The organism is Methylobacterium sp. HMF5984 (assembly GCF_045033435.1).
Classification (GTDB): Bacteria; Pseudomonadota; Alphaproteobacteria; order Rhizobiales; family Beijerinckiaceae; genus Methylobacterium.
On record NZ_JBJFLN010000001.1, the window covers coordinates 3,526,634 to 3,552,834 of the forward strand.

Consider the following 26,201-nt stretch of genomic DNA (forward strand, 5'->3'; position numbering starts at 1 on the left):
AGGAACACCGATGCCGAGCATCCGCCACGACACCATCCCGCTGAATGGCCTCGACATGCACGTTGCCAGGCTCGGCAGCGGCCCGCCGCTGCTGCTGCTTCACGGCTGGCCGGAATTCTGGCTGACCTGGGAGCCGGTGATGGCGCGGCTGTCGGACCGCTTCACCTGCATCGCGCCGGACCTGCGCGGCTTCGGCGCGACCGGGAAGCCCGATGCGGCGCCGAACGACGGGGTCGGCGTCAAGGTCCACACGCAGGACATCCTCGCCCTCCTCGATGCGCTCGGCGTCGCCCGCGTCGGCGTGGTCTCGCACGACGTCGGCGCCTACGTCGCGCAGGGGCTCGGGCACATGGCGCCGGAGCGGCTCCGGAAGCTGTTCTTCTTCGACTGCCCCTACGGCGGCATAGGCCCGCGCCTCGGCGCGCCCGAGAAGCTGCGCGAGATCTGGTACCAGTCCTTCCACCTGATGCCCTACGCGGCCGATCTCGTCGGCTCGTCGCGGGAGGCCTGCCGGACCTATATCGGCGGCATCCTGCGGCACTGGTCCGGCCCGAACCCGCACGCCTTCGACGACGTGCTCGACGCCTTCGTCGACAACTTCCTCGCGCCCGGCAACCTGCAGGGCGGGTTCGACTGGTATCTCACCCAGAACGAAGGGCGGCTCGCGATGATCCGCGGCGAGGCGCCCGCGCCGAAGCCCATCGCGGTCCCGACCTGCATCCGCTGGGGCGATTCCTCGCCGCTCTTCCCCTACGCCTGGACCGACCGCCTGTCGGACTACTTCACCGACCTCGACCTCGCGCCGTTCCCCGGCGCGGCGCACTTTCCGCATCGGGAGAAGCCCGACGCGGCAGCGGCCGAGATCGCGCGGTTCTTTTCGGATCTGCGCGGCTGAGCGGCTGCTGAGGTGATCTTCGGCGCGAGCAGGAGTGAAGCCACCGCCTCTTCCCTCCCCCCTCTGCGGGGGAGGGTGGCCCGCGAAGCGGGTCGGGAGAGGGGCAGCGCGACGTTCGGAAACGTGGCTCCCCTCTCCCGACCCTCGCTGACGCGAGGCCCACCCTCCCCCGCAGAGGGGGGAGGGAAACGCGCTGATGCTTCGATATCGACGCGAGAACTCGTCGCCTACGCCGCCCGCCCGCGCCGGCCTTCCACCAGCCACATCGCCAGCACGGCCGCGGCCAGCAGCGCCAAGGCTGCCAGCCCGAGCGCCAGGGGATACACCTCGACGCCGCGGATCACCGCGCTGTCGCTCGGGCGGAAGCCGATCCAGTCGGCGCCGGAGAGGCGGCCGCCGCGCGCGCTCTGGAGGCGGGGCACCGCGACGGCCCCCGACGCGTCCGCCACCCGGCGGATCGAGCCGCCGGAGGCGTCGGCCACCGGCTTCAGGCGCTCGGTATCGCTGAACACGTCGGCGAGCTCGCGCGGGTTCGGCGGGCCGACGCTGACGAAGGCGGCCAGCGTGCCCGAGCGCAGGGTGTGCAGGCCGAGCTCGGCCGCCTCGAAGGTCGCGCCGAACAGTCCCGGCTCCGAGGGCTTCAGGGTCAGAGTGCTCACCTTGCCGGTCGGGCTCGTGACGGTGACCGGATCGGTCGCCTCCGCCATGGTCTGGCGCTCGACGCGGACCTCGCGGCCGCGCCCGGTCATCTGCGCGCGCAGCGCTTCCTCCTCGAGCGCCGGCTCCTTCATCAGCCAGTGCGCGAGGCGGCGCAGCAGGTCGAGATAGGGGCCGCCGTCCTGGTAGCCGCGCGCCCAGAGCCAGGCGTGATCGGACAGCATCAAGGCGACGCGGCCCTTCTCCTCGCGGGAGAGCGCGAGCAGCGGTAGGTTCTCGGCACCCGACAGCAGCGGCTGGTTGCCGGCCCGCGGCTGCGCCGCGACGATGCGGAGCCAGTCGCCCCAGGCCGGCGGCGTGGCGTCGCCCCCGGGCAGCGCCCGCGTCACCGGATGACGGTTGCCGGTGGCCGTCGCCGTCGGCTTGTAGGGCTGCTCGACGACCCGCCCGTTCGGGTCGCCCGGCAGGATGCCGGCGAGCCGGGTGCGCGCGAGGCTCGCCGGGCCGGCGAATTCCGGGCCCGCCGCGATCAGCAGCGCGCCGCCCTCCCGGACGTAGCGGGTGATGTTGTCGAAGTAGGCCGAGGGCAGCACGCTCTGGTTGGCGTAGCGATCGAAGATGATCAGGTCGAAGTCCTTGATCTTCTGGACGAACAGCTCGCGCGTCGGAAAGGCGATCAGTGACAGCTCGGAGATCGGCGTGCCGTCCTGCTTCTCCGGCGGGCGCAGGATGGTGAAGTGCACCAGGTCGACGTTGGCGTCGGACTTCAGCAGGTTGCGCCAGGTGCGCTCGCCCTGGTGCGGCTCGCCGGAGACCAGCAGCACGCGCAGCTTCTCGCGGATCCCCTCGATCGGCAGCACGGCGCGGTTGTTGACCGTGGTCAGCTCGCCCGGCAGCGGCTCGACCTCGATCTCGACGACGTTCGGGCCGCCGTGCTCGATCTTGACGGTGAGGTCGAAGGGCTTGTCCGTCGGCACGGTGCGCCGCCCGATCTCCTCGCCGTCGCGGCGCAGGGCGACGACGGCCGAGCCGGTGCCGCCGCGCTCCATCACCTCGGCCCGGATCGTCAGGTCCTTGCCGACGATGCCGAAGCGCGGCGCCTCCAGCAGCTTGATCTGCCGGTCGCGCTCGTCCGGGTGGCCGGTGACGAGCACGTGCAGCGGCGCCTTGATGCCGAGCGCGGCGAGCGAGGTCGGGATGTCGTGGACCACGCCGTCGGTGAGCATGACGACGCCGGCCAGCCGCTCCGGCGGCACGTCGGCGAGCGCCTGCCCGAGCGCGGTGAACAGCTTGGTCCCGTCGTCGCCGGCGGCGTCCGGCACGTCGATGAAGCGCGGCTCGATGTTGGCCAGCGCGCCGAAGCGTCGCTGCAGCTCGGCCCGGACATGGTCGGTCACCGCCGGCCGATCGCCGAGCGCCTGCGACCCGGACCGGTCGACGATCACCGCGGCGATGTCCTTCACCGGCTCGCGATCCTCGCGCACCAGCGCGGGGTTGGCCAAAGCCGCGAGCACCAGGCCGAGCGCCAGCGCCCGTAGGATCGCCGTGCGGCCGCGCGCCAGGAAGGCGAGGACCGCGAACAGCATCACGACGACGGCGAGCACCGCGAGCACCGGCCAGGGCAGCAGCGGCGTGAAGCTGAGGCTCAGCATGGGGTGAGAGCCTTGTGTCCTGGGCGCGCGCACCGCGCATGCTCCCTCCCCCCTCTGCGGGGGCGGGTGGGCCTTGCGTCAGCGAGGGTCGGGAGAGGGAAGCGCCCGATCCGGCACCGTCGCTCCCCTCTCCCCCCCTGCTCCGCAGGGTACCCTCCCCCGCCGAGGGGGGAGGGAGAAGAGCTGGCCTGAACGCGAAGAGATCTCACTGTCCCAGCCGCTCCAGTAGGGCCGGCACGTGGACCTGGTCCGCCTTGTAGTTGCCGGTCAGCGTGTACATCACGATGTTGACGCCGCCGCGGAACGCCATCTCGCGCTGGCGCTGGTCGCCGCCGACCACCGGGTAGAGCGGGTCGCCGCGGCGGTCGATCGCCCAGGCGGCGGCGAGGTCGTTGCCGGTGATGACGATCGGGCTGACGCCGTCCCCGGCCCGCGCCGGGCGGCGCTCGGTGCCCTCGGCGGCCGGCGGCAGCGCCTCGACCCAGGTCTGGCCGGTGGCATAGCGCCCGGGAAAGCTGTCGACGAGGTAGAACGCCTTCGTCAGCACGTGGTCGGACGGCACCGGCTCAAGCTCCGGGATCTCCAGCGTCGCCAGCATCTTGCGCAGGTAGGCGGCCTCCGGCGTCGGTGGCCCACCGGCCCGCGCCGTCAGCGCGTCTCGGGTGTCGAACAGGACGGTGCCGCCGTTGCGCATGAACGCATCGACCCGCCGGATCGTCGCTTCCGAGGGCTGGGGCCGGCCCGGCGCGATCGGCCAGTAGATCAGCGGATAGAACGCCAGCTCGTCCTTGGCCGGGTCGAGGCCGGCGGGCTCTCCCGGCTCCAGGGCGGTCCGCGAGGCCAGCATCTGAGTCAGGCCGGTGAGACCGGCCCGGCTCGCCTCGTCGACCGCCGCGTCGCCTGTGACCACGTAGGCGAGCCGCGTGACCAGCGCCGACTCGATGCCGTTCGGGCGGTTCGCCGGCGGCTCCTCCGCCCGCGCCGGCGGCGCGCCGAGGCCGCCGAGCATGAGCACGCCCGCCATCGCGAGCATCGCCGCGCGGCCGCGCAGGCGGCCGACCAGTCCGCCTGAGCCGCGGTTGAGGAAACCGCCGAGCCAGAGCCCGGCCAGCGTGTCGAGCACCAGAAGCAGCAGCGCCAGCGTGAACAGGCTCGGGCGCAGGTCCAGGGTCTCGGCGCCGGCGAGCGTCCCGGTGCGGGCGCCGTTCAGCGGCGCGAGGTCGAGCGCCCTGAGGCGGTCTTCGGTCCGCAGGGCGTTCACCGCGGTGCCGCCGTCGGCGGGACCGTAGAAGCCCGGGGGGTGCTCCGGCGAGGCGCGGTCGGCGTAGTCGGCCGGCACCGCGGTGGCCGAGGCCGGCGGGGTGCCGAGCGCGCCGAAGCCGTCGAGCGCCAGCCGCGGGGCGAGGATCGCCGCGGCTGGGCGCGGGCCGCCCTCGGCGGGGGCGGCCGAGGAACCTGCCAGCGCCACCACCCGGCGCAGCATGTCGATGAACAGGCCCGACAGCGGCAGGTTCGACCACGTCGTGTCGGCGGTGACGTGGAACAGCACCACGAGCCCCTGCTCGCGATGCTCGGCGGTGACGATCGGCGTTCCGTCCTGCAACGAGGCCCAGGTGCGGCCGGGCAGGTCGCCGTCAGGCTCGGCCAGGATCTGGCGGCGCACGCCGATGTCGGCAGGCGGCGCCAGGCCCGCGAACGGGCTCTCGGGCGCGAACGGCGCCAGCGTCTTCGGGCTGTCCCACGAGAGGGTGCCGCCGAGCGTCCGCCCGCCGCGGCGCAGGCGCACCGGCACCAGCGGATCGCTGCCGGCGGCGAGCCGCGGACCGGCGAAGCGCAGCAGGAGGCCGCCATTCTCGACGAACGTCTGCACGCGGGCCGCGGTGCGGTCGTCCATGGCGCCGACGTCTGCGAGCACCAGCACCGTCACCTGGTTGTCGAGCAGCTGCCCGACCTGGTCGGCGATGCCCTTGGCGCCGCGCGCCTCCTGAACGTCGGCGAAGGGCTGCAGCGCGCGGGAGAGATAGTAGGTCGGCGCCAGCAGCGGCTGCGCCTGGTCGTTGGTGCCGCCGAAGACGAGGCCGACGCGGCGGCGCTTGCCGCGCTCGTCCACCAGCGTGACGGCGCCGGCCGAGCGCTCGCCCGCGATCTCGATGCGGCTGACGCCGTTGCGCAGCTCGATCGGCATGTCGAAGGCGATTTCGGTGTCGGTGGCGTCGGGTGCGAGGGCGAAGTCGTGCTCGGCGAGCGGCAGGCCCTTCGGGTCGAGCGCCCGCACCAGGCCGGCGTCGCGGCCGTTGGCGGCGGCGCGCAGCACCCGGGCCGTGAGCTTGCCCCCGGTCTCGGACGCGGTCAGCGCCAGGGCCGGCGGCGTCTCGGCGCGCAGAATCGTCAGGGCGGCGCCCGACGACGCGACGAGCTCGGCGAGACGGCCGGGGAAGCCGGCGGGCTCGATGCCGGCGACGCCGTCGCTGATCCAGACGATGCCCGCGCCGGCATTGCGCTCGAGGAAGCCGGCCAGGACCTGGAGATGCGCGTCCCGGTCGGCCAGGTGCGGGCGCGGCGCCAGCGCGCGCAGCCGTTCCAGGCTGGCCGCGGGCGTCCGCGCCTCGATCGCGGCGGCTGCGTCCGCCAGCCCGACCACGGCGACGGGGCGGCCGTCGCGGGCGGCGCCCTCGACGGCATCGGTCGCGACCCGCATCCGGTCGCGCCAGTCGTGGGCGGCGGAGACGCCGTTGTCGACTATCACCAGCAGCGCCTTGCGTCCGCCGCCGGCGCCGACGCCGCTCGGGTTCCAGACCGGGCCGGAGACGGCGAGGATCAGGGCGGCGGCGGCGAGCACGCGCAGGATCAGCAGCCAGGGCGGCGTCCGCGCCGGCGTCTGGCGCTGCGCAGCCAAGTCGGCGACGAGCTTGAGCGGCGGGAAATCGATCCGGCGGGGGCGCGGCGGCGTCACCCGCAGCAGCAGCCACAGGGCGGGCAGGCCGATCAGCGCGGCGAGCGCGAAGGGGGCGGCGAAGGTCAATCCGAGCACGACGCCCTCCTAGCCCGTGCCGCGGGCGGCGGCGACCAGGGTCGCGAGGCGAAGCGCCGCCTCGCTCGCGGGGCGGTCGGTGCGGTGCAGGGTCAGCGTCCAGCCGATGCCGCGGGCGATCTCGGACAGGCCGGCCCTGTGCGCCCGGATGCGCCCGCGATAGGCGTCGCCCCAGGCGGCGGCGTCGCCGACGTCGAGCGAGAACCCGGATTCGAGGTCGTGCAGCACCGCTTGTCCCGCGAACGGAAACGTCTCCTCGATCGGGTCGGCGACGACGACGAGGTGGCCGCGGCTGCCGCGGCCGGCGATTTCCTGGACGGCCGCGGCGACGCGGTCGAGGGGGGTGAGGAAGTCGCTGATCAGGATCACCTCGTCGAAGCGGGCGGGGGCCGCGCGGGGCGGAAGGTCCTGGGTCAGGCCGGGCACGTCCGCGACGAGCGCCTGCGCCATCGCCTCCACGATCTTCCGCGATGCGGTCGCGCGGGTGAGGCCCAGCAGCCCGACCCGCTCGCCGCCGTCGACGAAGGCGTCGGCGAGCGCCAGCCCGAGGACGAGCGCGCGCTCGACCTTCGCGGCCTGCGCGAGATCGGACGCGAAGCCCATCGAGGCGGAGCGGTCGATCCAGATCCAGATGTTGTGGGCGGCCTCCCACTCGCGCTCGCGCACGTAGAGCCGGTCGTCGCGGGCCGAGCGGCGCCAGTCGATCCGCGCCGCCGCCTCGCCGTTCACGAAGGGCCGGAACTGCCAGAAGCTCTCGCCGGGCCCGGCGCGGCGACGGCCGTGCAGCCCGTGCGCCAGCATCGACGAGACGCGGCGGGCTTCCAGCACGAGCCGCGGCATGCGGTCGGAGAGCGCCACCGCGCCCTCGTTCTCCCGCCGGCCCGGGACGCGCGGGATCGCTTCGAGGGCGCGGGCGGCCGCCACGCGCTAGAGCTTCTCGGCGAGCTTGGCGATCAGCCCCTCGACGGTATCGCCGTCGGCGCGCGCGGCGTAGCTCAGCGCCATGCGGTGCTTCAGGACCGGCTCGGCCAAAGCCTTCACGTCGGCGATCGAGGGGGCGACGCGGCCCTCGATCAGCGCGCGGGCACGCGCCGCCAGGGTCAGGGCCTGGCTGGCGCGGGGGCCCGGCCCCCACATCAGCTTGCCCTTCACCAGCGGATCGCCGCTGTCGGGGCGGGCCGAGCGGACGAGGTCGAGGATCGCGTCGACCACCGCCTCGCCAACCGGCAGGCGGCGCACGAGGCGCTGCGCGGTCAGCAGCGCGTCGGTCGACATCACCGCCTTGGCGCCCTGGTCGGCGATGCCGGTCGTCTCGATCAGGATGCGGCGCTCGGCGGCGCGGTCGGGATAGCCGACGTCGATCTCCAGGAGGAACCGGTCGAGCTGCGCCTCGGGCAGCGGATAGGTGCCCTCCTGCTCGATCGGGTTCTGGGTGGCCAGCACGTGGAACGGCCGCGGCAGGTCGTAGCGCTCGCCGGCCACCGAGACGAAGTTCTCCTGCATCGCCTGCAGCAGCGCCGACTGCGTGCGCGGGCTCGCCCGGTTGATCTCGTCGGCCATCAGGAGCTGGGTGAAGACCGGGCCCTTGACGAAGCGGAACGACCTGCGCCGGTCGGCATCCTCGTCCAGGATCTCGGTGCCGAGGATGTCGGACGGCATCAGGTCGGGCGTGAACTGCACCCGGCGGGCGTCGAGGCCGAGCACCGTGCCCAGCGTCTCGACGAGCTTGGTCTTGGCCAGGCCCGGCAGCCCGACGAGGAGGCCGTGGCCGCCGGCCAGGATCGTGACGAGGGCGAGGTCGACGACCTTCTCCTGCCCGAAGATCACCCCGTGGATCGCCTCCCGCGCTTGGCCCACGGAAGCGAGGCAGCTTTCGGCGGTGGCGACGATGCCGTCGTCGAGGGAGGTGGCGGACGAGCCCTGACTCATGCCGATGGGGTTTCCGTCTCGATTGTCGGGCCTTGCGGCCGGGGGCGACGCTGGCGTCGTTCTGGGCTCGGAGTGTGCGGCGGTTCGTGACCGGCTGGCAAGGCCGGCATCGCCGCAGGTTCGCCGGGCGCGGCCCGCGGCGCTTCAGCCGCGGTCTGGTGCCGCCACCCGGGCCAGTCCGTCCGAGGCCTCGACCGCATCGCAGGAAAACGGGTTTTCCGGCGCGTTCACCCCGCGCCAGCGCGCGTAGCGCCAGGGCAGGAACCAGCGCGCCCGCGGAGGCAACGCGTCGGGCACGAGGTCGATGCCGTGGGTGCCGAAGGGCCCGCAGCGGCAGATCCGCGAAAACCCCATCCAGGCGCCGGGCCAGAGCCCGTGCCGGGCGATCGCCGCGTCGGCGTAGTCCGAGCAGCTCGGCCAGTGCCGGCACTGACGGCCGACGAGGCCCGACAGCGTGAGCTGGTAGCCGCGGATCGCGACGTGGGCGGCCCGCCGCAGCATCGCGTCAGGCGGCGGCTTGCTTGCCGGCCTCGATCCGGTCGAGGGCGTCCACCACCGCGTCGAAGGTCAGCAGAGTCGAGGCGTGGCGCGCCTTGAACTCGCGCACCGGCTCCAGCACGGAGAGGTCGGCCCACCGGCCTTCCGGAGCCGGGCCGTTCGCCTTCAGCATCGCGCGCATGGTCTCGCGCACCGCCCGGAGCTCGCCGGGGCTGGAGCCGACCACGTGCCGCCCCATCAGCGAGGACGAGGCCTGGCCGAGCGCGCAGGCCTTCACGTCGTGGGCGAAATCGGCCACCGTCCCGTCGGGGCCGAGCACGAGGTCGACGGTCACCGTCGAGCCGCAGAGCCTCGAATGCGCCGTCGCGCTGGCGTCCGGCGCGGGAAGCCGGCCGAGCCGCGGGATGTCGGCGGCGAGTTCGAGGATGCGCCGGTTGTAGATGTCGTCGAGCATGGGCGCCTGCCGATCCTTGTCCTCGGTTTCGATCGTCGCGCGATCGATCCGTGCGATCGCCGCGCTTCGTCCCCGGACGGTCCGGGCCTGCCCCGCGCGCCGTGCATTGCGCGATCGTGCAAGAACGACGATATAGGCCGCGTGACGCCGTTTCGCGAGGAGGCGGCTCGTCGACCAGGGTCGCGCCCACGGCCACGGACACCGTAACAACCGGGGCGCCGGCCCGGAGCCTTCCGGGCTCCGAGACGGTTCGACCGCATGTATGCCAAGCCGGACAGTACCACGATGAAGGCCCGTGTGGCGCGGGCTGGAGATGCCATGGATGCCGCGCTCAAATCCCTGTCCTACGGCGCCAGCCGGCCCGTTCCCGAGGCCGAGCCGAGCTTGAGCGTCATGCGCAACGACAACGATCGCGTGGTGGCGAGCCTCGCCGAGCGCCGTGCCGAGACGGCCGCGCTGGAGGTTGCGGAGGACGCCACGAAGGACATTGCCAGAAAGCCCGCATCCGCGACGCGCGTGCCCGAGGGCATCGCGCTGGCGCGCCCGAGCCGCGAGGAGGCCGAGGCCGCCGTGCGCACGCTCCTGCGCTGGGCCGGCGACGACCCGAACCGCGAGGGGCTGCTCGACACCCCGGCCCGCGTGGTCAAGGCCTACGGCCAGCTCTTCGGCGGCTACGACGTCGACGCCGACGCCCTGCTCGAGCGGGTGTTCGAGGAGGTCGAGGGCTATTCCGACATCGTGCTGGTGCGCGACATCCCGTTCTACTCCCATTGCGAGCACCACATGGTGCCGTTCATGGGGCTGGCGCACATCGCCTACTATCCGACCAAGGGCGTCGTCGGCCTGTCGAAGCTCGCCCGCGTCGTCGACACCTTCGCCCGCCGCCTGCAGACGCAGGAGACGATGACAGCGCAGATCGCCGACGTGATCGAGAGCATCCTCAAGCCCCGCGGCGTCGCCGTCCTGGTCGAGGCCGAGCATCTCTGCATGGCGATGCGCGGCGTGCAGAAGGCCGGCGTCTCGACCATCACCACCCAGTTCCGCGGCGCCTTCCGCGAGGATGCCAGCGAGCAGGTGCGGTTCCTGACGCTGGTCCGCGGCGGGAAGGCGTAAGGTTCAGGCGCTCCGCGCGGAGATGGTCGTCCATGGTCCCGTTCGATCCGCCCGGTAGCCGTGCCGAGGTCGAGGAAGGCACGGCCTTCACCCCGCGCTTCGACCGCGACGGGCTCATGGCCTGCATCGCCGTCGACGCGCAGGACGGCCGCGTGCTGATGCTGGCGCACATGAACGCCGAATCCCTGCAGCGCACGCTGGAGACCGGCGAGGCCTGGTACTGGTCGCGCTCGCGCCGCGAGCTCTGGCACAAGGGCGCGACCTCGGGGCAGATCCAGCGCGTCGTCGAGATGCGCACCGATTGCGACCAGGACGCGCTGCTGATCACCGTCGCGGTCGGCGGCGACGGCGGCTGCTGCCACACCGGGCGCCGGGCGTGCTTCTACCGCGGCGTCACCCTCGATCCCGACGGCCGCGCGGTTCTGCATCCCGCCGGCGCATGAGCGGCGCGCACGCCCTGCTGCGGCACGCCACACCCGCCGCGATCGCCCCCGGAACCGTCGAGCCGACCCGTGACGCGGCGCCCTGGGAACCGCGGATCGGGCTGGCGCTCGGCGGCGGTGCGGCGCGGGGCTGGGCGCATATCGGCGTAATCCGCGCCCTCGACGAGGCCGGCATCCATCCGGCGGTCGTCGCCGGCTGCTCGATCGGCGCCGTGGTCGGCGGCTGCTTCGCGGCGGGCAAGCTCGACGCGCTGGCCGAGTTCGCGCTCTCCCTCACCCGCCGCCGGGTGCTCGGCCTTCTCGACCCGCGCCTGTCGGGCTCCGGCCTGATCGGCGGCGACCGCCTGCGCCGGCGGCTGGTGCGCGACCTCGGCGACCGCCTCGTCGACGACCTGCCCGTGGGTTTCGCCTCGGTCGCCACCGAGCTCGGCACCGGGCATGAGGTCTGGCTCACCCGCGGGTCGCTGATCGAAGCCTTGCGCGCCTCCTACGCCCTGCCCGGGCTGTTCGCGCCGGTGGAGCGCGACGGGCGCCTGCTGATGGACGGGACGCTGGTCAACCCGGTGCCGGTGACGTTGGCCCGCGCGATGGGCGCCGACCTCGTCATCGGCGTGAACCTCGCCTGCGATCCGCGGCTGCGGGGCGGCGTGATCGAGCCCGAGGCGGTCGATCCGGTCGAGCAGGTCGTCACCGCCGTCGGCGCACGCCGCTGGAACCTGCTCGCCGGCCTGCGCAACCGCCGGGTCGCGCCGTCCGGGCCCGGCATCGGCCGGGTGATGTTCGATGCGTTCAACATCACGCAGGACCGCATCTCCCGCGCGCGCCTCGAGCGGGACCCGCCCGATTGCGCGATCGGGCCCGATCTCGCCGCCATGGGCCAGTTCGAGTTCCACCGGGCGGCCGAGGGGATCGCCGCCGGCCATGCGGCGACGCGGGCCGCCCTGCCCCGCATCCGGGCGATGGTACAGGCCGCGGCCGCGCGGGCCTGATACGCTACGCGACTGTCGTGTCGGCCTGCGATGCGGCCTCACGTCGGGGATCGGCACAGTGCCCGCCCGCCGCGAGGAGCCGACCCGATGGTGTCCAGCCGCCGCCAACTCCTGCTGACCGGCGGGGCCGGGCTCGTCGGGCTCGCCTCCGGCCTCGCCAGGCCGGGCCTCAGCCGCGCCGCCGACCGGCCGATCCTCACCCACGGGCTGCAATCGGGCGACGTCGGCTCCGACTCCGCGATCGTCTGGGCGCGTGCCGACCGGCCGTGCCGCGCGATCGTCGAATGGTCCACCACCGAGAGCTTTTCCGAGATCCGCGGCGGCACCGTCGCCGACGCGCTGCCGGAAACCGACGGCACCGTGAAGGTCGCGCTCACCGATCTGCCGCCGGGACAGGACATCCTCTACCGGATCCGTCTGGAAGACCTGGCCGCCCCGACGATCCGCGGGCCGGCCCAGGTCGGCCGTTTCCGCACTGCGCCGGCCGACCGTCGCTCGGTCTCGTTCTGCTGGTCCGGCGACACGGCGGGCCAGGGCTGGGGCATCGACGAGGCCCGCGGCGGCATGACGATCTACAAAGCGATGTTGGGCAACCGCCCGGACTTCTTCCTGCATTCTGGCGACACGATCTACGCAGACGGGCCGATCGCAGCCGAGGTGATGCTGCCGGACGGCACCCTCTGGCGCAACCGCGTCACCGAGGCGGTGGCGAAGCCGGCCGAGACGCTCGCCGAGTTCCGCGGCCGCTACAAGTACAACCTGACGGACGCGAACGTGCTGGCGATGAACGCGGCCGTGCCGATCCTGGCGCAGTGGGACGACCACGAGGTCACCAACAACTGGTGGCCCGGCGAGCCGCTGACCCGCGCCGAGCACCTCAGGAAGAAGTACGCCGACCCGAACGTGCGGGCCCTCGAGGTGCGGGCGTCCCGCGCCTTCCACAAATACATGCCGATGCGCTTCGAGCCGGCCGAGCCAGGCCGCGTCTACCGCAAGATCGCCTACGGCCCCCTCGTCGACGTGTTCATGCTCGACATGCGCTCGTATCGCGGGCCGAACGGCGAGAACCGCGAGACCCGCTACGGTCCGGACGCGTACTTCCTCGGGCCGGTGCAGCTCGCCTGGCTCAAGCGGGCGCTGGCGGAGTCGCGCGCCACCTGGAAGGTGATCGCCACCGACATGCCGCTGGGGCTCGTCGTCACCTACGATCCCGAGCGGAGCTTCGGGTCGGAGGCGGTGGCGCAGGGCGACGGGCCGCCGCTCGGGCGCGAGCTCGAGATCGCCGACCTGCTGCGGTTCATCAAGACGGCGAACATCCGCAACACGGTGTGGCTCACGGCCGACGTGCACTACACGGCGGCGCACCATTACGATCCGAACAAGGCCCGCTTCCAGGAGTTCGAGCCGTTCTGGGAGTTCGTCTCCGGCCCGCTGCACGCGGGCACGTTCGGCCCGAACAAGCTCGACGACACGTTCGGGCCGCAGCTGCGCTTCGTGAAGGCGCCGCCGGAGGGACAGGCGAACCTGTCGCCGGCGGCGGGCTACCAGTTCTTCGGCCACGTCGCCGTCGACGGGCGGACGGAGCAGATGACGGTGACGCTGAAGGACGCGGCCGATGCCGACCTCTGGCACGTCACCCTCGACCCCGCCCGGGGATGAGCGCGGCCCGATCCGGCCTCAGGCCATCGTGATGTAGTCGCGCATCGCCTGATGCTCGGCCTCGACCGCCGCGATCCGGCGCTTGACCACGTCGCCGATGGAGATGAGGCCGACCAGGCGGCCGTCCTCGCAGACCGGGACGTGGCGGAAGCGCCCGTCGGTCATCAGCTGCATCACGTCCTCCACCGTCGTGGCGCGCTTGCAGGTGACGACCTCGGCGGTCATGTGCGCGGAGACCGGCGCATCGAAGGCGCCGCCGCCGAGCTTGGCCAGCGCCCGCATGATGTCGCGCTCGGAGATAATGCCAGCGACCGACCCGTCGCCGTGGGTGACCACGAGGGCGCCGATCCGCTTCTCGGCCAGCAGGTGGATCGCCTCGTCGAGGGTCCGCTCGGGGGTGATGGTGACGATGTCCCCGCCCTTCTCGGCGAGGATGCGTGCGATGGTCATGAAGATCCCTCCCAGGAGGTGAAGCCGCGCGCGCCGTCAGCCACGGTGCGCGCCGACCGCGACGTGCCCGGGTTGATCCCGGATCGCGCCTGCGCTCCGCGCGAGTGTGTGGCGGATGCCGCGTCATGGCAAGGCCAGGCACGACCGTCTCGGGGGTCCGTTCGCTACGCCAATGCTGATCTCGCCGACCGAGACCGGCGGCGGAACAGTCGTGCCCGCCCGCACCCGGACTATTGCGCGACCGGTTCCCGCGGATCGACGAACGGAAACATCAGGAAGCCGACGACGAAGCCGCCCAGATGCGCGTCCCACGCGACGGCGGCGCTCTCGGCGCCGAGCGGCAGGCTGATCAGGCCGAACAGCAGGTTCGTCGCCATCCAGATCACCAGGAAGGTCACCGCGGTGCGGTTGCGCAGGAGTTCCGGCACCGTCTCGACCGGCCGCCGGGGCGGCAGCTGCCAGGGCTGGGTGCCGTAGCCCGGCAGCGGCGGCTGGAACACGAAGCGGGCGGCGGCCGCCATCAGCGCCGACACGCCGGCCGAGGCGCCGATCAGCGGCGCGGTGCTCAACGGGTCGATCGCCACGTGCAGCGCGCCGCCGGCGACCGTCCCAGCGAGCCCGATCAGGCCGTAGCGCCAGGCACCGCAGCGCCGCGCCACCGGCGAGCCGAAGGCGGCGAGCCAGACGGTGTTGAAGATCACGTGCATCCAAGAGCCGTGCAGCAGGCCGTAGGTCGCGAAGCTCCACAGGTACGGGCCGGGATCGGTCAGCACGTAGCGGGCGAAGGCCTCGCGCGCGGCCGCGAACTGGGCGTCGCCGACCTCGCTCGCCGCCCGCATCACCGCGTCGGCCTGGGCCGGGTCGAGCCACGTCGTCCAGCGGGACGGCACCAGCGCGAGGTCGAGGACCAGGCGGATGTCCCAGCTGTCCGGCAGCAGGATCTCGCGGACCGCGTGGATCGCGAGCAGGAGGCCGATCGAGACGGTGACCACGCCCGGCATGTTGAAGACGGGCACGCGGCCCTGGCGCGGCAGATCGGGCGAGGCATCCATGGCGCCACATGTCGGCGCGGCGGCCCGCGGGGCAAGGGCCTGCGGCGACGGCGGCGGCCGGAATGCCGGTCGGCGAACAAAAAAAGGGAGGCGGCCCGGTGATGGACCCCCTCCCTGAAGCGAAGGATCTCCGAGCCCGCATCGGGTTCGGGCGCCGTCCGGACCAGGAGACGGCGGGGCGCCGAGCGCCCGATCCCTCCGTGCCCCTCGCAAAGGCGACCCGGAGGCGTGGCCGGCGCGGGGCGAACCCGAGCCGTCACGCTGTCGTGATCACTGTCGTGCGGCGGCGCGCGTCACGCAACGTCAACCTCTTCTTAACCTTAACGAAGGGTTGCGCGAGCTTGGCCGCGGCCGGGGGCATAGGCTGTGCGCCGTGGGTCTCGAACTGCCGCCGGATGCATCGCGCCTGATCGCAGGTGTTCCGAAGCGGCACCCATCGTCACGCCGCCGTGCATCGTTCCGGGACACTCATGAAGCATCCGACGAGCCGCATGCTCCACAGCTACTGGGATCGGATCCGCGGCCAGCGCTGTGCGCCGGAGCGCGCCGAGATCGAGCCGGGAGAGATCCGCCACCTGTTGGCCGACAGCCTAATCCTCGAGATCGACATGCCGCACCGGACCGCGACCCTCCGGCTCGCCGGCACCCGGGTCTGCGCCCTGTTCGGGCGGGAGCTGCGCGCCTCGCACCTGTCCGATCTCTGGGGCACGGCGCCCGCCGACCCCTGGCGGATGGTCGAGATCGTGGCGCACGACGCGCTCGGCGTCGTCGCGGGGCTGCGCGGCACCAACAGCGCCGGCGAGGCGATCGACCTCGAGTTCCTGCTCCTGCCGCTGCGCCACCGCGGGCGCACCCAGGCGCGGGCGCTCGGCACCCTGAGCCCGGTGAGCCCGCCGGCCTGGCTCGGCCTGCGGCCGCTCGTCCGCCTCGACACGCTCTCGCTCCGGGTGCTGAACCGGCCCGAGGCCGGGCTGTTTCGGGGTGATTCGGCCGACGGCGATGCCGGCCTCGCGATCCTCGCCTCGGAGGCCGGCTCGTTCGGTGCCCTCCCCCCGCCGGCCAACGACGGCAGCCCCTTCCGTCGCGGCCATCTCCTGGTCCACCGCGGCGGCCGAATCTGACCTGAGATTGCGTCATCCGAAAAAAAGGGTTTCGTAACGAGACCGCGTTAGGTTTTGAGTCCGATCACCAACGGATCAAGCCGGCTTCGGAATGAACACGGCGCAGACACCAGTGGGAACGACCACGTTGCGCCTCGCGCAGGCCTCCGATCTGCGCCGCCACCAGCGCGTGCCGGTGGCGCTGCTCGGTCGCTACATGCTGTCGGATCGCCGCGAATACCCGTGCCAGACCGTCGACATGTCGCCCGGCGGGGTCCGCCTGACCTGCGCGGTCGTGGGCGAGCTCGGCGAGCGCGTGGTGCTGTACCTCGAGCATATCGGCCGGATCGAGGGCGTCATCGCCCGGCATCCGCCGGGGGGATTCGCCGTGCAGCTTTCGGCGACGCCGCGCAAGCGCGACAAGATCGCCTCGCAGCTCACCTGGCTCGCCAACCGCGAGATCCTCGGCCTGCCGGAAGGCCGGACCCACGAGCGCGTCGTGCCCAAGCAGCCGGCGGTGATCGTGCGTCTGGAGAGCGGGCGCGAGATCAAGGCGCGGGTCATCGACATCTCGATGTCGGGCGTGGCCCTGGCCAGCCTGAACGTTCCCCCGCTCGGCGCGACCGTCACGATCGGCAGCACGCCGGGGAAGCTCGTGCGCTACTTCGAGGGCGGGTTCGGCGTTCAGTTCATGCTGCCGCTCTCCCCCGATCGCTTCCACGACGGCATGACGCTGTAGACGCCGCGCGCCCGAGACCTCGGACAGCCGCCATCGCCGGCGACCGGCACGCGCGTCGCGTCGCGCGATCGGCCGATCCCGAGCGATGCCGTCATCGCAGGCGCGCCACCGACCCGACCCGACACCGGCCAGCGCTGCGAGGGGCCGACTCACGCCCGCGGCGTTCGCTCCGATTCGCCATCGGCGTGCGGCTGCGACATCGGGCGGTCGCGATCCGGCGGCACAAGGTTTCCCGATCCTCAACGCGATGCCGACAATCCGCGGCGTCGCCACAGCGTCCGGTTCGGGCTGTTGCGAGCCGGTCCGGTCGCACCGGGGAATCGATAAAATTGCGCGGATCGGCTTCAGCGCCGCGGAGGGCGAGCGGCCCCATCCTGCCTCCATCGACGGAGGGTTGTGGCGATGGGCCGGGTGTTCAGCAGCAAGGGGACGGTGATCCGGGCGCTCGGCCTCGGGCTGTTCGCGCTTCTCGCCCCCGCCGTCGCCCCGGTCGCGGCGCAGACCCTGGCCTCGCTGCCCGCCCCCACCATCGCCGCCGCGCCGGTCGGCGCCGCCAAGCCGATCCTCGCCTGGGTCGCCTTCTGCCAGGGCTACCCGGCCGAGTGCGCGGTCGACCCCGCCGAGCCCGCCCGCATCGCCATGACCCCGGCGATCTGGAACACGATCCAGGCCGTCAACCGCCGGGTCAACGCTACGGTGACGCCGGTGACCGACATGGACCACCTCGGCGTTCCCGACCACTGGGACCTGGCCGAGGACGGCTCGGGCGATTGCGAGGACTTTCAGCTGCTCAAGCGCAGCCTGCTGGCGAAAGCAGGCCTGCCGCGCCGCGCCATGCGGATGACCGTGGTCATCGACGAGAAGGGCGAGGGCCACGCCGTGCTCACCCTGATCACCGACCGCGGCGACCTGGTGCTCGACAACAAGACCAGCCAGATCCTGCCCTGGCACCGCACCGGCTACACCTTCATCAAGCGCGAGAGCCAGGACGCCGTCGCCTGGGTCTCCCTCGGCGGCGTCACCTCCCCGGTCACCACCGCCAACCGCTGAGGCTCAGGCGGCCTGGAGCGCCGGCTCGGCCTCGACCTCGGACGGGACGGGTTCTTCCGTCATCTCGGCATCCGCCGGCACGGGCCGCTGCGCCGGACGCTTGAGGGCGTCGCGGCGGATCCGGCCGAGCTGCATCTCGATCCGCCCGATGAAGGCGGTGATGTGGGGGGCGACGCCGCGCAGGCTGGCCAGATCGCGCAGGAGGATGTCGACGGCGAGCGCGCGGTCGGCGTCGGTGGGCGAGGCGGCGAGGAACATCTCCACCGCGTGCTGGGCGATGTCGATCGCCCCCGGGGCGCCGTTCTCGGCGAGAGCCCGGATCATGAGATGGATGGGGGGTTGCGACACGGTTGCGATGATCCCTGGCGGCGCGTTGGCCGGCGTCTTGCTGGGACCCTCGAATGCCGATCCCATGGCACCGGCACGCCGTCACGCCGGTGTCACAGTCTCAAGCCGCGAATCACGCCGGAATCAAGGGCTGATCGACCGTGCAGGGCACGCATACCCACGGCGCATGTGCGGGTGGCGCCCTTACATCACCGCGCGGGATCGGAACCTTTCGCCGCCGCCGTGGTTAATCCGCCCTTAATTTTCGATTGAGCCGCCGACCGGAGCGTGCCAGCTTGGGCGCTTCGGCAGGGCGGAGCATCGAGCATGCGGCACGCGGTTGTCCAGGCGGCAGGTGCCCTCGGCGGCATCCGATGGCGCGATGCGGTGCGGCGCACGGGACGCGCCGCGGCCCTGGGCTTCGCCGGAACGATCCTGATGATCGGGGGCGCCTCCACCCAGCCGCGCATCGCCGCCCTTCCGCCCGATGCGGCCACCGCCGTGGAGACCGGGCCGGCGGCGCGGCCGGTGGCGGCCTGGACCGAGTTCTGCCGACGCATGCCGGCCGAATGCGACGTCGACACCCGCGAGCCGGCGACCATCGCGATGAACACCGCCCTGTGGCGGACGCTGGCGAGCGTGAACCGCCGGGTCAACGCACGGATCAGGCCGATCACCGACCAGGCGCACTGGGGCGTCGTCGACCGTTGGGACTTCCCGGATGACGGGTTCGGCGATTGCGAGGATTACCAGCTGCTCAAGCGCCGGATGCTGATCGAGCGCGGGCTTCCCCGGCGTGCCCTGCGGATGACCGTGGTGATCGACGACATCGGCGAGGGCCACGCGGTGCTGATGGTGCGCACCGACCGCGGCGACTTCATCCTCGACAACAAGACCAATACGATCCTGTCGTGGCGCAACACCGGATACGCCTACATCAAGCGCGAGGGGCAGGACGGGCGGGCGTGGGTGACGCTCGACGGCGGCGCGTCGCCGGTGGCGACGGCCAACCGCTGACGGCCCGGCTCAGGCGCCGACGACGAGGGCCGCGAGGTCGAGGGCGACGCGGCCCGAGAGCAGCCCCCAGCCGCAGGCGATGATCGTCGCCAGCATCACGAACGGGATCGGGCGCCCCTCGATCCGGCGCCCGCGCAGGGTGTTGCGCAGGATGATGAACGGAGCGCCGAAGGCCAGCATCGGCAGCGCGGCGACGGCGGTGACGCCGCCGAGCCCGAGCAGGTTGAAGCTTGCGCGGCGCGTCGTGCACAACTCGAACGCGCTCGCGAGCAACCCTGACAGGGCCAAGCCCACGCAGAGCGTCCGGATCGTATCGAGGGCAGCGGGGGCGAGGACCATGACGCGCGCACTCCATCCGAGGATGCGCGCAGTCTAGCCCGGATGTTTACGAAGCGTTAAGCACTTGTGCGGGTTAGCGTTAATTCGTGCACAGGCGAGACGCCGGCCTCAGGCCTCTTCCTCGAGGTCGATGTCGAGGATCGCCATCCGGAACACGAAGGAATCGTCGCCGTCCTCCTTGTCGTCGGAGATTACGCCGATCGACTCCTCGCCGATGTAGACCTCGGCGGAATCGCCGTTCTTCAGTGCCACGATGCGGATGCTGGCATTGGCGAATTTGCGGCGCAGGTAGTCCTGCAGCTTCGCGACTTCGGGCTTGGTCACGCTGTCGAGCCTTTCGGGTTCTTCATGCAGGGTGTCTTCGGCGATGCGCGCCGTGATCGGCGGCCCGCCCGGCGGCCGGGCCACCGCTTGCCACGCCCTCGGCGGTGGAGCAAGCGCGGCGGCCCGCCCGCGTCAGATCCCCTCGGCCATGTGGATGAACTGGTCGATGCTGACGAGCTGATCCATGGCGCGGGCGGGCTCGGCGCAGCCGGCGGTGCCGACGACGCGGGCCGGCACGCCGACCACCGTGGTGTTGGCCGGAACCGGACGCAGGACCACCGAGCCGGCGGCGACCCGGGCGCATTCCCCGACCTCGATGTTGCCGAGGATCTTGGCGCCGGCGCCGATCATCACGCCGCGGCGGATCTTGGGATGGCGGTCGGCGCCCTGCTTGCCGGTGCCGCCCAGCGTCACCGCATGCAGGATCGAGACGTCGTCCTCGATCACCGCGGTGGAGCCGACGACGAGGCCGGTGGCGTGGTCGAGGAACACGCCCCGCCCGATCCGCGCCGCCGGATGGATGTCGCACTGGAACACCTCGGACGACCGGCTCTGGAGGTAGAGGGCGAGGTCGCGCCGGCCCTGGTTCCAGACGTGGTGCGCCAGCCGGTGGGCCTGGATGGCGTGGAACCCCTTGAAGTACAGCACCGGCTCGATCGCGCGGCTGGTCGCGGGATCGCGATCCATCACCGCGACGATGTCGGCCCGGAACGCCTCGCCGATGCGCGGGTCCGCCTGGATCGCCTCGTGGAAGGCATGTGCCACGAGCTCGGACGGCAGCGCCGGATGCCCGAGCCTTGCGGCGACCCGGTGCGAGACCGCGCCCTCCAGGCTGGTATGGTTGAGGATCGTCGCCACGATGAAGGACGCGAGCTGGGGCTCGTCGCGGATCACCGCCTCGGATTCGGCCCGCAGGCGCGACCAGACCGGATCGACGGTGCCGGCGAGCCCGTCGGCGACGGGACGCCCGAGGGCGTGACTGCCAGTCATGGTATGCTCCTCGGTGGCGCGGGACGAAGCCCGATGGCCGGTCGGCGCCGGGGCGCCCCGGCCGGGTCGCGCCGGGTCACGGATGATCACGGGTCGGTTGCGGACCGGCGATGCCCGGTCGTCGCCCGACGCACGCCGAAAGCTTGGGGTGACGCCGGCCCACGATCAAGGGTCGGCGCGAGACGCCGGGCACGGCATTGCAACCCTCAGGCGGTCGCCGCCTGCGCCTGGAAGCGCGCCTCGATCGTTTGCGTCAGGCGATCGACCATCACCTCGACGGGGACGTCGGAGGTGTCGACCGTCGCCGAGGCGCGGGCGTAGAGCGGCTCGCGGCTGGCGAGCACCGCCCGCAGCTCCAGCATCGCCGAGGCGTGGTCGCCGGTCATGGCGAGGTGCCCCTGGTCGCGGACCCGCTGCATGTGCTCCTCCGGCCGCGCCTTGAGCCAGACGGTGAAGAACGCCTGCAGCAGGAGGTCGTAGGTCAGGGGCTCGGCGACGATGCCGCCGCTGGTCGCGAGCACCAGCGGGCCGGGATGCTCGGTCAGGCGCCGCAGCGCCGCCTGCTCGAGCCGGCGATAGCCTTCCTGCCCGTAGATCGCGAAGATCTCCTGGACCGAGAGCGCGTTCTCGCGCTCGATCTCAGCGTTGAGCTCGATGAACGGCCAGCCGAGGCGTTCCGCGGTCATCCGCCCGAGCGTGGACTTGCCGGCACCGCGCAGGCCGACCACCGCCACGCGGGGGCGCGGCATGCTGCCGTCGCGCGGGCCGCCGGAGAGCGCTTCCTTGGCGGCCGCGATCTGCGCCGGCGAAGCCTGCCCCAGCAGGTCGCGCAGCACCGGCCAATCCGGAATCGCGTCGTTGCCGGTGATCAGGTCGTCGAGGCGCACGCCCATGGCGTCGGCGACGCGCCGCAGCAGGATGATCGAGACGTTGCCCTGCCCGCCCTCGAGCTGGGCGATGTAGCGCTCGGACAGACCCGACGTCTGCGACAGCAGCTTGCGCGACAGCCCGCGAACCGTGCGCGCATGGCGGACCCGACGACCGAGGTCGTTCAGGAAGAGTGATTCTTGTTCCACCGCGCCGGCCATGGCGTCGTCCGCTTTCCGATTGATCCCAAGCGCGAGACCGGCCTCTCGGCCATCCCGACGCAAGTCATGCGCCGCGAACCTCGCGTGAGGGCGGCCATGACGCGGTCACGCCCGATCTCTCGCGAGACGTCCGGCGCACCCCTGCCCTCGGTGCATGATTGTTCGTCTCAAGGAATTCGAGCGGTTGCGATGCTGCGACGCAAAACACGTCCGCCTCACCGGTCCTCTCGTCCGACGCCCCGTATGTGTTGCGCTGCGGTCCCGCGGTCAACCCGGCGCGGCGATCGTTGTAGGGACAACGGGTGCGGTTTTCCCGCGCGATATGCCCGGTTCTCTCACTCGGTGGTGAGTGCGGTGGCTTCGAGGACGGGCTCCCCGGCGGGTGTCCTGCGGGGCGCCGCGGGCCGTACGACGGCGGCGAGACGCTCGGCCGAAGGCCGGCGCGGCGGCAGCGGCACCGCCACCGTGTCCGCCGCCGGATCGACCGACGTGGCGGCAACCGGCGTCGGCGCTGCCGGCGTCGCGGCGAGGGTCAGGTTGGAAAGGTCGGCGCTGGCCACCTGGACCGGGGCGCCGAAGGCATCGGGCCGGCGCGGCGGCAGCGGCACCGAGACGGTCGGGGCCGCGCCGGCCGAATCGGCCTGGGGCTGATCGGCCGCCGGATCCTGCGTCGGGCGCAGGCTCGCCATCTCCACCGAGTCGCCGGCGCCGAAGGCCGCGGGGCGACGGGGCGGCAGCGGCACCGCGACGGTCTCGGCCGGTGCTGCGGCCGCGGTCGGCGCATAGGCCAGGGCGACGTTGGCGGCGGCGAGGTTGGGGTCGGCCGGGGGGGCGCCGGTGAACAGGCTCGCGACCGCGCTCGCCGAGGCGGCGACCGGGGCGACCACGGAGGCGACCTCGGTGGAGATGCCCTGGCGCTTGGCCGCGTAATAGTACCCGCGATTGTAGTAGCCGTAGGCCTGCGTGATGTTGCCCTGCGCCGTGCGGTAGGCGCCGGCGAGGTAGGCGACGCCGTATTTGAGGTTCGTCGCCGGGTCGAGGAGGCCGGCGGCGTCGCCCTGGTAGCCGAGGCTGCGCGCGGTGGCGGCCTTGATCTGCATCAGCCCGAGCGCGCTGCCGCCCTTGGCCTTCGGGTTGTAGTTGCTCTCGCGCTTCACCACCGCGTGGACGAAGCTCGCCGGGACGCCGTTCGCCTTCGCGTGCTGCTCGATCAGCGCATCGATGTTGTCGCGGGCTCCCTGCGCGATGGCCGGGACGGTCACGACGGCCAGAGCTGCGGCGAGGAGAAGGCGTCGATGCATCCTGAAGACCCGGTCCCGCTTGTTCTGGTCAAGCTAGGTCGGGGTCAAATGAGGCCGGAAAGCGGCTCGGATGCGGTCGCCGGTGGGCGACGAGACCGGGGACGCCGGCCTGTGCCCGGCATGCCACAGACGTCGCCCTCTGGGCGTCAGGGCAGGATCAGCCGATCGACCGCCTCGGCGAAGCCGTCGGCATCGTTGGTGTCGGTGAGGTCGGTGGCCGCCGCCTTCACCGCCTCCTCGGCGTTGCCCATCGCCACCGAAACCCCGCTGCGCGCGAACATCGCCCCGTCGTTGCCGGCATCGCCGAAGGTGGCGATGCGGTCGCGCGCGATGTCGAGATGCCGGGCCATCCAGTCCACGAAGCCGCCCTTGTCGATGCCGGGCGGCGTCACGTCGAGGTAGTAGGCCTGGGAGCGGTGCACGACCGCGCGGCCCTCCAGGGCACCGCCGATCTCGGCCTCGCAGGCGGCCAGGTGCGCGTGGTCCCGGCTGACGCCGACGAGCTTGGAGGCGCGGCCCAGCAGGGGGGAAAGGTCGGCGACCACGTTCGGCTCGGCATCGAGGGTCCGGCGCTCGAGGTCCGTATAGGCCCCCGCCGGGTCGCGCAGGCTCCACGAGCCGTCGGCGAAGACCCAGACGTCGAGTTTCGCGGCGACGAGCCGGTCGACCGCATCCCGGGCGGTGGCCTCCGGGATCAGCCGCTCCTCGATCACGGCGAGGTCCGGGCCGACCACCGTCGCGCCGTTGAAGGCGCCCATCGGCAGGCGGAGCGCCAGGGTCTCGACGAGGCCGCGCAGGCCGACCGGCGGGCGGGCGGACGCCACGGTGAAGCCGATGCCGGCGGCGTGCAGGCGCGCCACCGCCGCGATCGTCCCCGGGCTCAGGCTCTTGTCGGTGCCGACGAGGGTGCCGTCGACGTCCGAAATCACGAGGTCGATGCGCCGTGCGCTCATGCGGATTCGCTTCCGGTTCCGTGGATCTGCGCGACGACCCGCTCCGCGACCGTCTCGGGGGGATCGTCGATCCCGACGACGATCGGGTGCTCGTCGGCGGTCGGCGGTTCGAGGATCGCGAACTGGCTGTCGAGGAGCGCCGGCGCCATGAAATGCCCGTGACGACCGGCGAGCCGGCCGGCGATGAGCGCCCGGCTGCCGTCGAGGTAGACGATCCGCACCTGCCGCGAGCCGCCGGTGAGCACCTCGCGATAGGCGCGGCGCAGGGCCGAGCACACGATCACGCCGGATTCGCCCCGCTCCAGCCGGTGCCGGATCCAGACCGCAATCGAGGCGAGCCAGGGCGCCCGGTCCGCGTCGTCGAGGGCGAGCCCGGCATGCATCTTGGCGACGTGCTCGGGCGTGTGGAAGCTGTCGCCGTCGACGAAGATCCAGCCGAGCCGCTCGGCGACCAGCGCGGCCACCGTGCTCTTGCCCGAGCCCGAGACCCCCATCACCACGAGCACCTGCGCGGCGGGCCGCCCCGCCTGGTCGTTCGATCGGGACGGGCTCACGGGGCTGCGGCTCCGGGTTCGGGTTCGGCGGCGGGATCGCAGCGGACGGATAGCACGCCGCCCGCCCGAGGGGGGAACGGCCGCGTCTCAGCCGGCGCCCTTCCAAAGGCCGGGCTGAAGGTCGGCGAGGATCGGGCGGACCGCCCGGTCGCGGAGGAATTGCGGCCCCAGCACCATCCGGAAATAGTCGTACGGGCCGGGCCGCTCGTTCGACATCAGGAACTGGAAATGCATCCGGAACGGCTTCCGGCAGACCTTGGCGTAGGTCTCCGGCGTGAGGATGTCGCGCACCTGCGCGGAGCGCACCAGCGGGTTGGCGATCGGGCCGCCGGCGAGCGGCAGGTCGAGGTCGAGCACTGGGTTGAAGCCGGGGAAGTTCATCCAGTCCTGCGGCGCCTGCACGTCGAGCCAGACGATCCGGCGCGAGGCGATGAGCGTGGCGACCTCGGCGCGGACGTGATCGGCGAAGGGCTGCGCGGCGACGAGGGGCAGGCCGGACCCGAGCGTGACCAGGGCGAGGGCCATGTCGTCCGCCCCGAGCTTCGGGGCGCGGGCCAGGATCCGGGCGGCGACCTCCGCGGCCGTGAGGCCGCCGGTGGAATGGCCGACGATCATCACCTCGTCCGGACGCTCGCCGCGGGCCTCGGCCTCGGCGATCTGCGCCAGGACGCGATCGGCGAACACCTCGAGCCGCTCCGCGTAGTCGCGCCGCCAGCCGTTTCCGTGCTGCCAGTTGAACACCCAGTCGTTCAGCAGCTGCCAGAAGAAGAACCGGTTGAGCAACGCCTCGATCGCGACGATCCAGGCGATCCCGGCGACGACGGCGAGGGGGAGGGTCACCCAGGGCGGCCAGCCGAGGCTGTGCCCGAACCAGTCGCCGAGATGGGCGTGCACCATCGTCCCGATCGCCGCGGACAGGGCCGTGAGCAGCACGACCATGACGAACGGGTAGATGACGACGTTCCCGTAAAGCCAGTTGAGCCGGTAGAACCGGAAGATCAGCCCGCGCAGCAGGGCATGCACCGTGCCGACGACCAGCAGCAGGACGCTCAGGACCCGCGGCCGGCGGAAATCCCGCGCGACGAGGTCGTCCCAGAGCAGCACGTCGTAGGACGTCGCCGCACGCCCCGGATCCCGGCCCGGACCGACCGTCCAGCTCTGGACGAGGCCGTCCGGGCTGAGGACCGCCGGGGAGATGTCGGGCCGGGGATCGCCGAACCGCTTCGCGTGCCGGAGGAGCTCGCGCACGAACAGGAGGCGATAGCGGGTCCGCGCCTCCGGGTCGTAGCCGGGAATGAAGAACACGTGCCGTCGGCGCACCGTGCCGGGCCGCTCGGCCTGCAAGTCCGGCGGTGTGTAGGAGAGGGGCAGCCTCATGAGCGACGAAGGTTTTCCAAGTCGTGCGATGTATCGCGGGGCGGCTCGATTGCCATCCCATAGAGCTTCATTTGTGCGAAAACCAGATCGCGCTTCCGGCGGGCGGCATCCCCTGCCCTCCGACCATCGGATCGCGACGGCTTCGTGTGTGCAGCGGGGATCATCACCCTCGATCCGGGCCTGCGCGGCTCAGTGTGTCCGCCCCGCTACGGACAGGGGG

Annotated in this window: 26 protein-coding genes; 9 read left to right on the top strand and 17 right to left on the bottom strand. The window is 72.5% G+C overall.

What is annotated here, in order from left to right:
• Positions 1 to 10: 10 nt before the first annotated feature.
• Positions 11 to 895 carry an alpha/beta fold hydrolase gene (locus tag ACFZ8E_RS17060; RefSeq protein WP_405043315.1) on the top strand — a complete coding sequence of 295 codons (885 nt, stop codon included), beginning with the start codon at positions 11 to 13 and terminating at the stop codon, positions 893 to 895.
• 227 nt (positions 896 to 1,122) lie between these two features.
• On the opposite strand, the gene ACFZ8E_RS17065 is transcribed toward ACFZ8E_RS17060, so the two are convergent.
• From ACFZ8E_RS17065 to ACFZ8E_RS17090, 6 genes are all read right to left on the bottom strand, one after another.
• Positions 1,123 to 3,204, bottom strand: a complete 2,082-nt coding sequence (locus ACFZ8E_RS17065) for a hypothetical protein (protein ID WP_405043316.1) — start codon at positions 3,202 to 3,204, stop codon at positions 1,123 to 1,125.
• Between the two features lie 205 nt (positions 3,205 to 3,409).
• Positions 3,410 to 6,235 (bottom strand): DUF4159 domain-containing protein, encoded by a 2,826-nt coding sequence (locus tag ACFZ8E_RS17070; RefSeq protein WP_405043317.1) that lies wholly within the window; start codon positions 6,233 to 6,235, stop codon positions 3,410 to 3,412.
• A gap of 9 nt (positions 6,236 to 6,244) precedes the next feature.
• The gene (locus ACFZ8E_RS17075; RefSeq protein ID WP_243936189.1) at positions 6,245 to 7,159 is read right to left on the bottom strand and encodes a DUF58 domain-containing protein; all 915 of its coding nucleotides are present in this window, start codon (positions 7,157 to 7,159) and stop codon (positions 6,245 to 6,247) included.
• 3 nt (positions 7,160 to 7,162) lie between these two features.
• Positions 7,163 to 8,164, bottom strand: a complete 1,002-nt coding sequence (locus ACFZ8E_RS17080; protein WP_405043318.1) for an AAA family ATPase — start codon at positions 8,162 to 8,164, stop codon at positions 7,163 to 7,165.
• A gap of 144 nt (positions 8,165 to 8,308) precedes the next feature.
• Positions 8,309 to 8,665 carry a membrane protein insertion efficiency factor YidD gene (gene yidD / locus ACFZ8E_RS17085; RefSeq protein WP_147728535.1) on the bottom strand — a complete coding sequence of 119 codons (357 nt, stop codon included), beginning with the start codon at positions 8,663 to 8,665 and terminating at the stop codon, positions 8,309 to 8,311.
• A 4-nt stretch (positions 8,666 to 8,669) separates the two neighbouring features.
• Positions 8,670 to 9,116: an iron-sulfur cluster assembly scaffold protein gene (locus tag ACFZ8E_RS17090; RefSeq protein WP_147842289.1), complete on the bottom strand. Its 447-nt coding sequence runs from the start codon at positions 9,114 to 9,116 to the stop codon at positions 8,670 to 8,672.
• A gap of 258 nt (positions 9,117 to 9,374) precedes the next feature.
• On the opposite strand from ACFZ8E_RS17090, the gene folE reads away from it, so the two are divergent.
• From folE to ACFZ8E_RS17110, 4 genes are all read left to right on the top strand, one after another.
• Entirely contained in the window at positions 9,375 to 10,229 is an 855-nt protein-coding gene (gene folE / locus ACFZ8E_RS17095; protein WP_147842278.1) for a GTP cyclohydrolase I FolE, read from the top strand.
• 32 nt (positions 10,230 to 10,261) lie between these two features.
• Positions 10,262 to 10,672, top strand: a complete 411-nt coding sequence (gene hisI / locus ACFZ8E_RS17100) for a phosphoribosyl-AMP cyclohydrolase (RefSeq protein ID WP_405043319.1) — start codon at positions 10,262 to 10,264, stop codon at positions 10,670 to 10,672.
• Positions 10,669 to 11,661 (top strand): patatin-like phospholipase family protein, encoded by a 993-nt coding sequence (locus ACFZ8E_RS17105; protein ID WP_243945679.1) that lies wholly within the window; start codon positions 10,669 to 10,671, stop codon positions 11,659 to 11,661. Before hisI ends, ACFZ8E_RS17105 begins: the two co-directional genes overlap by 4 nt.
• A gap of 87 nt (positions 11,662 to 11,748) precedes the next feature.
• Positions 11,749 to 13,320 (top strand): alkaline phosphatase D family protein, encoded by a 1,572-nt coding sequence (locus ACFZ8E_RS17110; RefSeq protein WP_405043320.1) that lies wholly within the window; start codon positions 11,749 to 11,751, stop codon positions 13,318 to 13,320.
• Between the two features lie 18 nt (positions 13,321 to 13,338).
• Here ACFZ8E_RS17110 and ACFZ8E_RS17115 read toward each other — a convergent pair whose 3' ends face one another.
• Both ACFZ8E_RS17115 and ACFZ8E_RS17120 read right to left on the bottom strand, forming a co-directional pair.
• The gene (locus ACFZ8E_RS17115) at positions 13,339 to 13,770 is read right to left on the bottom strand and encodes a CBS domain-containing protein (RefSeq protein ID WP_147728267.1); all 432 of its coding nucleotides are present in this window, start codon (positions 13,768 to 13,770) and stop codon (positions 13,339 to 13,341) included.
• A 230-nt stretch (positions 13,771 to 14,000) separates the two neighbouring features.
• On the bottom strand, positions 14,001 to 14,822 hold the full coding sequence (locus ACFZ8E_RS17120; protein WP_147728268.1) for a rhomboid family intramembrane serine protease: 822 nt from the start codon (positions 14,820 to 14,822) through the stop codon (positions 14,001 to 14,003).
• A gap of 470 nt (positions 14,823 to 15,292) precedes the next feature.
• Between ACFZ8E_RS17120 and ACFZ8E_RS17125 the strand changes: the two genes are divergently transcribed.
• The 3 genes from ACFZ8E_RS17125 to ACFZ8E_RS17135 all read left to right on the top strand — a co-directional run bounded on the left by ACFZ8E_RS17125 (position 15,293) and on the right by ACFZ8E_RS17135 (position 17,711).
• Positions 15,293 to 15,943, top strand: a complete 651-nt coding sequence (locus ACFZ8E_RS17125) for a PAS domain-containing protein (RefSeq protein WP_147728269.1) — start codon at positions 15,293 to 15,295, stop codon at positions 15,941 to 15,943.
• A 91-nt stretch (positions 15,944 to 16,034) separates the two neighbouring features.
• Positions 16,035 to 16,661 (top strand): PilZ domain-containing protein, encoded by a 627-nt coding sequence (locus tag ACFZ8E_RS17130; RefSeq protein WP_147728270.1) that lies wholly within the window; start codon positions 16,035 to 16,037, stop codon positions 16,659 to 16,661.
• Between the two features lie 402 nt (positions 16,662 to 17,063).
• Positions 17,064 to 17,711 carry a transglutaminase-like cysteine peptidase gene (locus ACFZ8E_RS17135; protein ID WP_405043321.1) on the top strand — a complete coding sequence of 216 codons (648 nt, stop codon included), beginning with the start codon at positions 17,064 to 17,066 and terminating at the stop codon, positions 17,709 to 17,711.
• A gap of 3 nt (positions 17,712 to 17,714) precedes the next feature.
• Here ACFZ8E_RS17135 and ACFZ8E_RS17140 read toward each other — a convergent pair whose 3' ends face one another.
• Positions 17,715 to 18,059, bottom strand: coding sequence for a hypothetical protein (locus ACFZ8E_RS17140; RefSeq protein WP_243932331.1), 345 nt, complete (start codon positions 18,057 to 18,059; stop codon positions 17,715 to 17,717).
• Between the two features lie 306 nt (positions 18,060 to 18,365).
• Here ACFZ8E_RS17140 and ACFZ8E_RS17145 point away from each other — a divergent pair, with 306 nt between their 5' ends.
• Positions 18,366 to 19,055, top strand: a complete 690-nt coding sequence (locus tag ACFZ8E_RS17145; protein WP_147842283.1) for a transglutaminase-like cysteine peptidase — start codon at positions 18,366 to 18,368, stop codon at positions 19,053 to 19,055.
• A gap of 9 nt (positions 19,056 to 19,064) precedes the next feature.
• Here the strand turns inward: ACFZ8E_RS17145 and ACFZ8E_RS17150 are convergent, their stop codons facing one another.
• From ACFZ8E_RS17150 to ACFZ8E_RS17185, 8 genes are all read right to left on the bottom strand, one after another.
• Complete coding sequence (locus tag ACFZ8E_RS17150; protein ID WP_147842284.1) at positions 19,065 to 19,394, bottom strand: DUF6949 family protein; 330 nt, start codon at positions 19,392 to 19,394, stop codon at positions 19,065 to 19,067.
• Between the two features lie 108 nt (positions 19,395 to 19,502).
• Entirely contained in the window at positions 19,503 to 19,718 is a 216-nt protein-coding gene (locus ACFZ8E_RS17155; protein WP_147728559.1) for a DUF3126 family protein, read from the bottom strand.
• 132 nt (positions 19,719 to 19,850) lie between these two features.
• Positions 19,851 to 20,708 carry a serine O-acetyltransferase gene (cysE, locus tag ACFZ8E_RS17160; protein ID WP_147728555.1) on the bottom strand — a complete coding sequence of 286 codons (858 nt, stop codon included), beginning with the start codon at positions 20,706 to 20,708 and terminating at the stop codon, positions 19,851 to 19,853.
• Between the two features lie 206 nt (positions 20,709 to 20,914).
• Positions 20,915 to 21,820: a helix-turn-helix transcriptional regulator gene (locus ACFZ8E_RS17165; RefSeq protein ID WP_281406289.1), complete on the bottom strand. Its 906-nt coding sequence runs from the start codon at positions 21,818 to 21,820 to the stop codon at positions 20,915 to 20,917.
• A gap of 311 nt (positions 21,821 to 22,131) precedes the next feature.
• Entirely contained in the window at positions 22,132 to 23,097 is a 966-nt protein-coding gene (locus ACFZ8E_RS17170; RefSeq protein ID WP_405043322.1) for a transglycosylase SLT domain-containing protein, read from the bottom strand.
• 146 nt (positions 23,098 to 23,243) lie between these two features.
• Positions 23,244 to 24,050, bottom strand: coding sequence for a Cof-type HAD-IIB family hydrolase (locus ACFZ8E_RS17175; protein WP_244028096.1), 807 nt, complete (start codon positions 24,048 to 24,050; stop codon positions 23,244 to 23,246).
• Positions 24,047 to 24,544, bottom strand: a complete 498-nt coding sequence (locus ACFZ8E_RS17180; RefSeq protein ID WP_405044401.1) for a gluconokinase — start codon at positions 24,542 to 24,544, stop codon at positions 24,047 to 24,049. Before ACFZ8E_RS17180 ends, ACFZ8E_RS17175 begins: the two co-directional genes overlap by 4 nt.
• Before the next feature lie 147 nt (positions 24,545 to 24,691).
• Positions 24,692 to 25,981 (bottom strand): alpha/beta hydrolase, encoded by a 1,290-nt coding sequence (locus ACFZ8E_RS17185; protein ID WP_405043323.1) that lies wholly within the window; start codon positions 25,979 to 25,981, stop codon positions 24,692 to 24,694.
• Between the last annotated feature and the right edge of the window lie 220 nt (positions 25,982 to 26,201).

Bases quoted from the DNA above. Each gene is read 5' to 3' on its own strand.
- ACFZ8E_RS17060 (WP_405043315.1), top strand. From the start codon at position 11: ATGCCGAGCATCCGCCACGACACCATCCCGCTGAATGGCCTCGACATG.
- ACFZ8E_RS17065 (WP_405043316.1), bottom strand. From the start codon at position 3,204: ATGCTGAGCCTCAGCTTCACGCCGCTGCTGCCCTGGCCGGTGCTCGCG.
- ACFZ8E_RS17080 (WP_405043318.1), bottom strand. From the start codon at position 8,164: ATGAGTCAGGGCTCGTCCGCCACCTCCCTCGACGACGGCATCGTCGCC.
- yidD (WP_147728535.1), bottom strand. From the start codon at position 8,665: ATGCTGCGGCGGGCCGCCCACGTCGCGATCCGCGGCTACCAGCTCACG.
- ACFZ8E_RS17090 (WP_147842289.1), bottom strand. From the start codon at position 9,116: ATGCTCGACGACATCTACAACCGGCGCATCCTCGAACTCGCCGCCGAC.
- folE (WP_147842278.1), top strand. From the start codon at position 9,375: ATGTATGCCAAGCCGGACAGTACCACGATGAAGGCCCGTGTGGCGCGG.
- hisI (WP_405043319.1), top strand. From the start codon at position 10,262: ATGGTCCCGTTCGATCCGCCCGGTAGCCGTGCCGAGGTCGAGGAAGGC.
- ACFZ8E_RS17105 (WP_243945679.1), top strand. From the start codon at position 10,669: ATGAGCGGCGCGCACGCCCTGCTGCGGCACGCCACACCCGCCGCGATC.
- ACFZ8E_RS17110 (WP_405043320.1), top strand. From the start codon at position 11,749: ATGGTGTCCAGCCGCCGCCAACTCCTGCTGACCGGCGGGGCCGGGCTC.
- ACFZ8E_RS17115 (WP_147728267.1), bottom strand. From the start codon at position 13,770: ATGACCATCGCACGCATCCTCGCCGAGAAGGGCGGGGACATCGTCACC.
- ACFZ8E_RS17120 (WP_147728268.1), bottom strand. From the start codon at position 14,822: ATGGATGCCTCGCCCGATCTGCCGCGCCAGGGCCGCGTGCCCGTCTTC.
- ACFZ8E_RS17125 (WP_147728269.1), top strand. From the start codon at position 15,293: ATGAAGCATCCGACGAGCCGCATGCTCCACAGCTACTGGGATCGGATC.
- ACFZ8E_RS17130 (WP_147728270.1), top strand. From the start codon at position 16,035: ATGAACACGGCGCAGACACCAGTGGGAACGACCACGTTGCGCCTCGCG.
- ACFZ8E_RS17135 (WP_405043321.1), top strand. From the start codon at position 17,064: ATGGGCCGGGTGTTCAGCAGCAAGGGGACGGTGATCCGGGCGCTCGGC.
- ACFZ8E_RS17145 (WP_147842283.1), top strand. From the start codon at position 18,366: ATGCGGCACGCGGTTGTCCAGGCGGCAGGTGCCCTCGGCGGCATCCGA.
- ACFZ8E_RS17150 (WP_147842284.1), bottom strand. From the start codon at position 19,394: ATGGTCCTCGCCCCCGCTGCCCTCGATACGATCCGGACGCTCTGCGTG.
- cysE (WP_147728555.1), bottom strand. From the start codon at position 20,708: ATGACTGGCAGTCACGCCCTCGGGCGTCCCGTCGCCGACGGGCTCGCC.
- ACFZ8E_RS17170 (WP_405043322.1), bottom strand. From the start codon at position 23,097: ATGCATCGACGCCTTCTCCTCGCCGCAGCTCTGGCCGTCGTGACCGTC.
- ACFZ8E_RS17175 (WP_244028096.1), bottom strand. From the start codon at position 24,050: ATGAGCGCACGGCGCATCGACCTCGTGATTTCGGACGTCGACGGCACC.
- ACFZ8E_RS17180 (WP_405044401.1), bottom strand. From the start codon at position 24,544: ATGGGGGTCTCGGGCTCGGGCAAGAGCACGGTGGCCGCGCTGGTCGCC.
- ACFZ8E_RS17185 (WP_405043323.1), bottom strand. From the start codon at position 25,981: ATGAGGCTGCCCCTCTCCTACACACCGCCGGACTTGCAGGCCGAGCGG.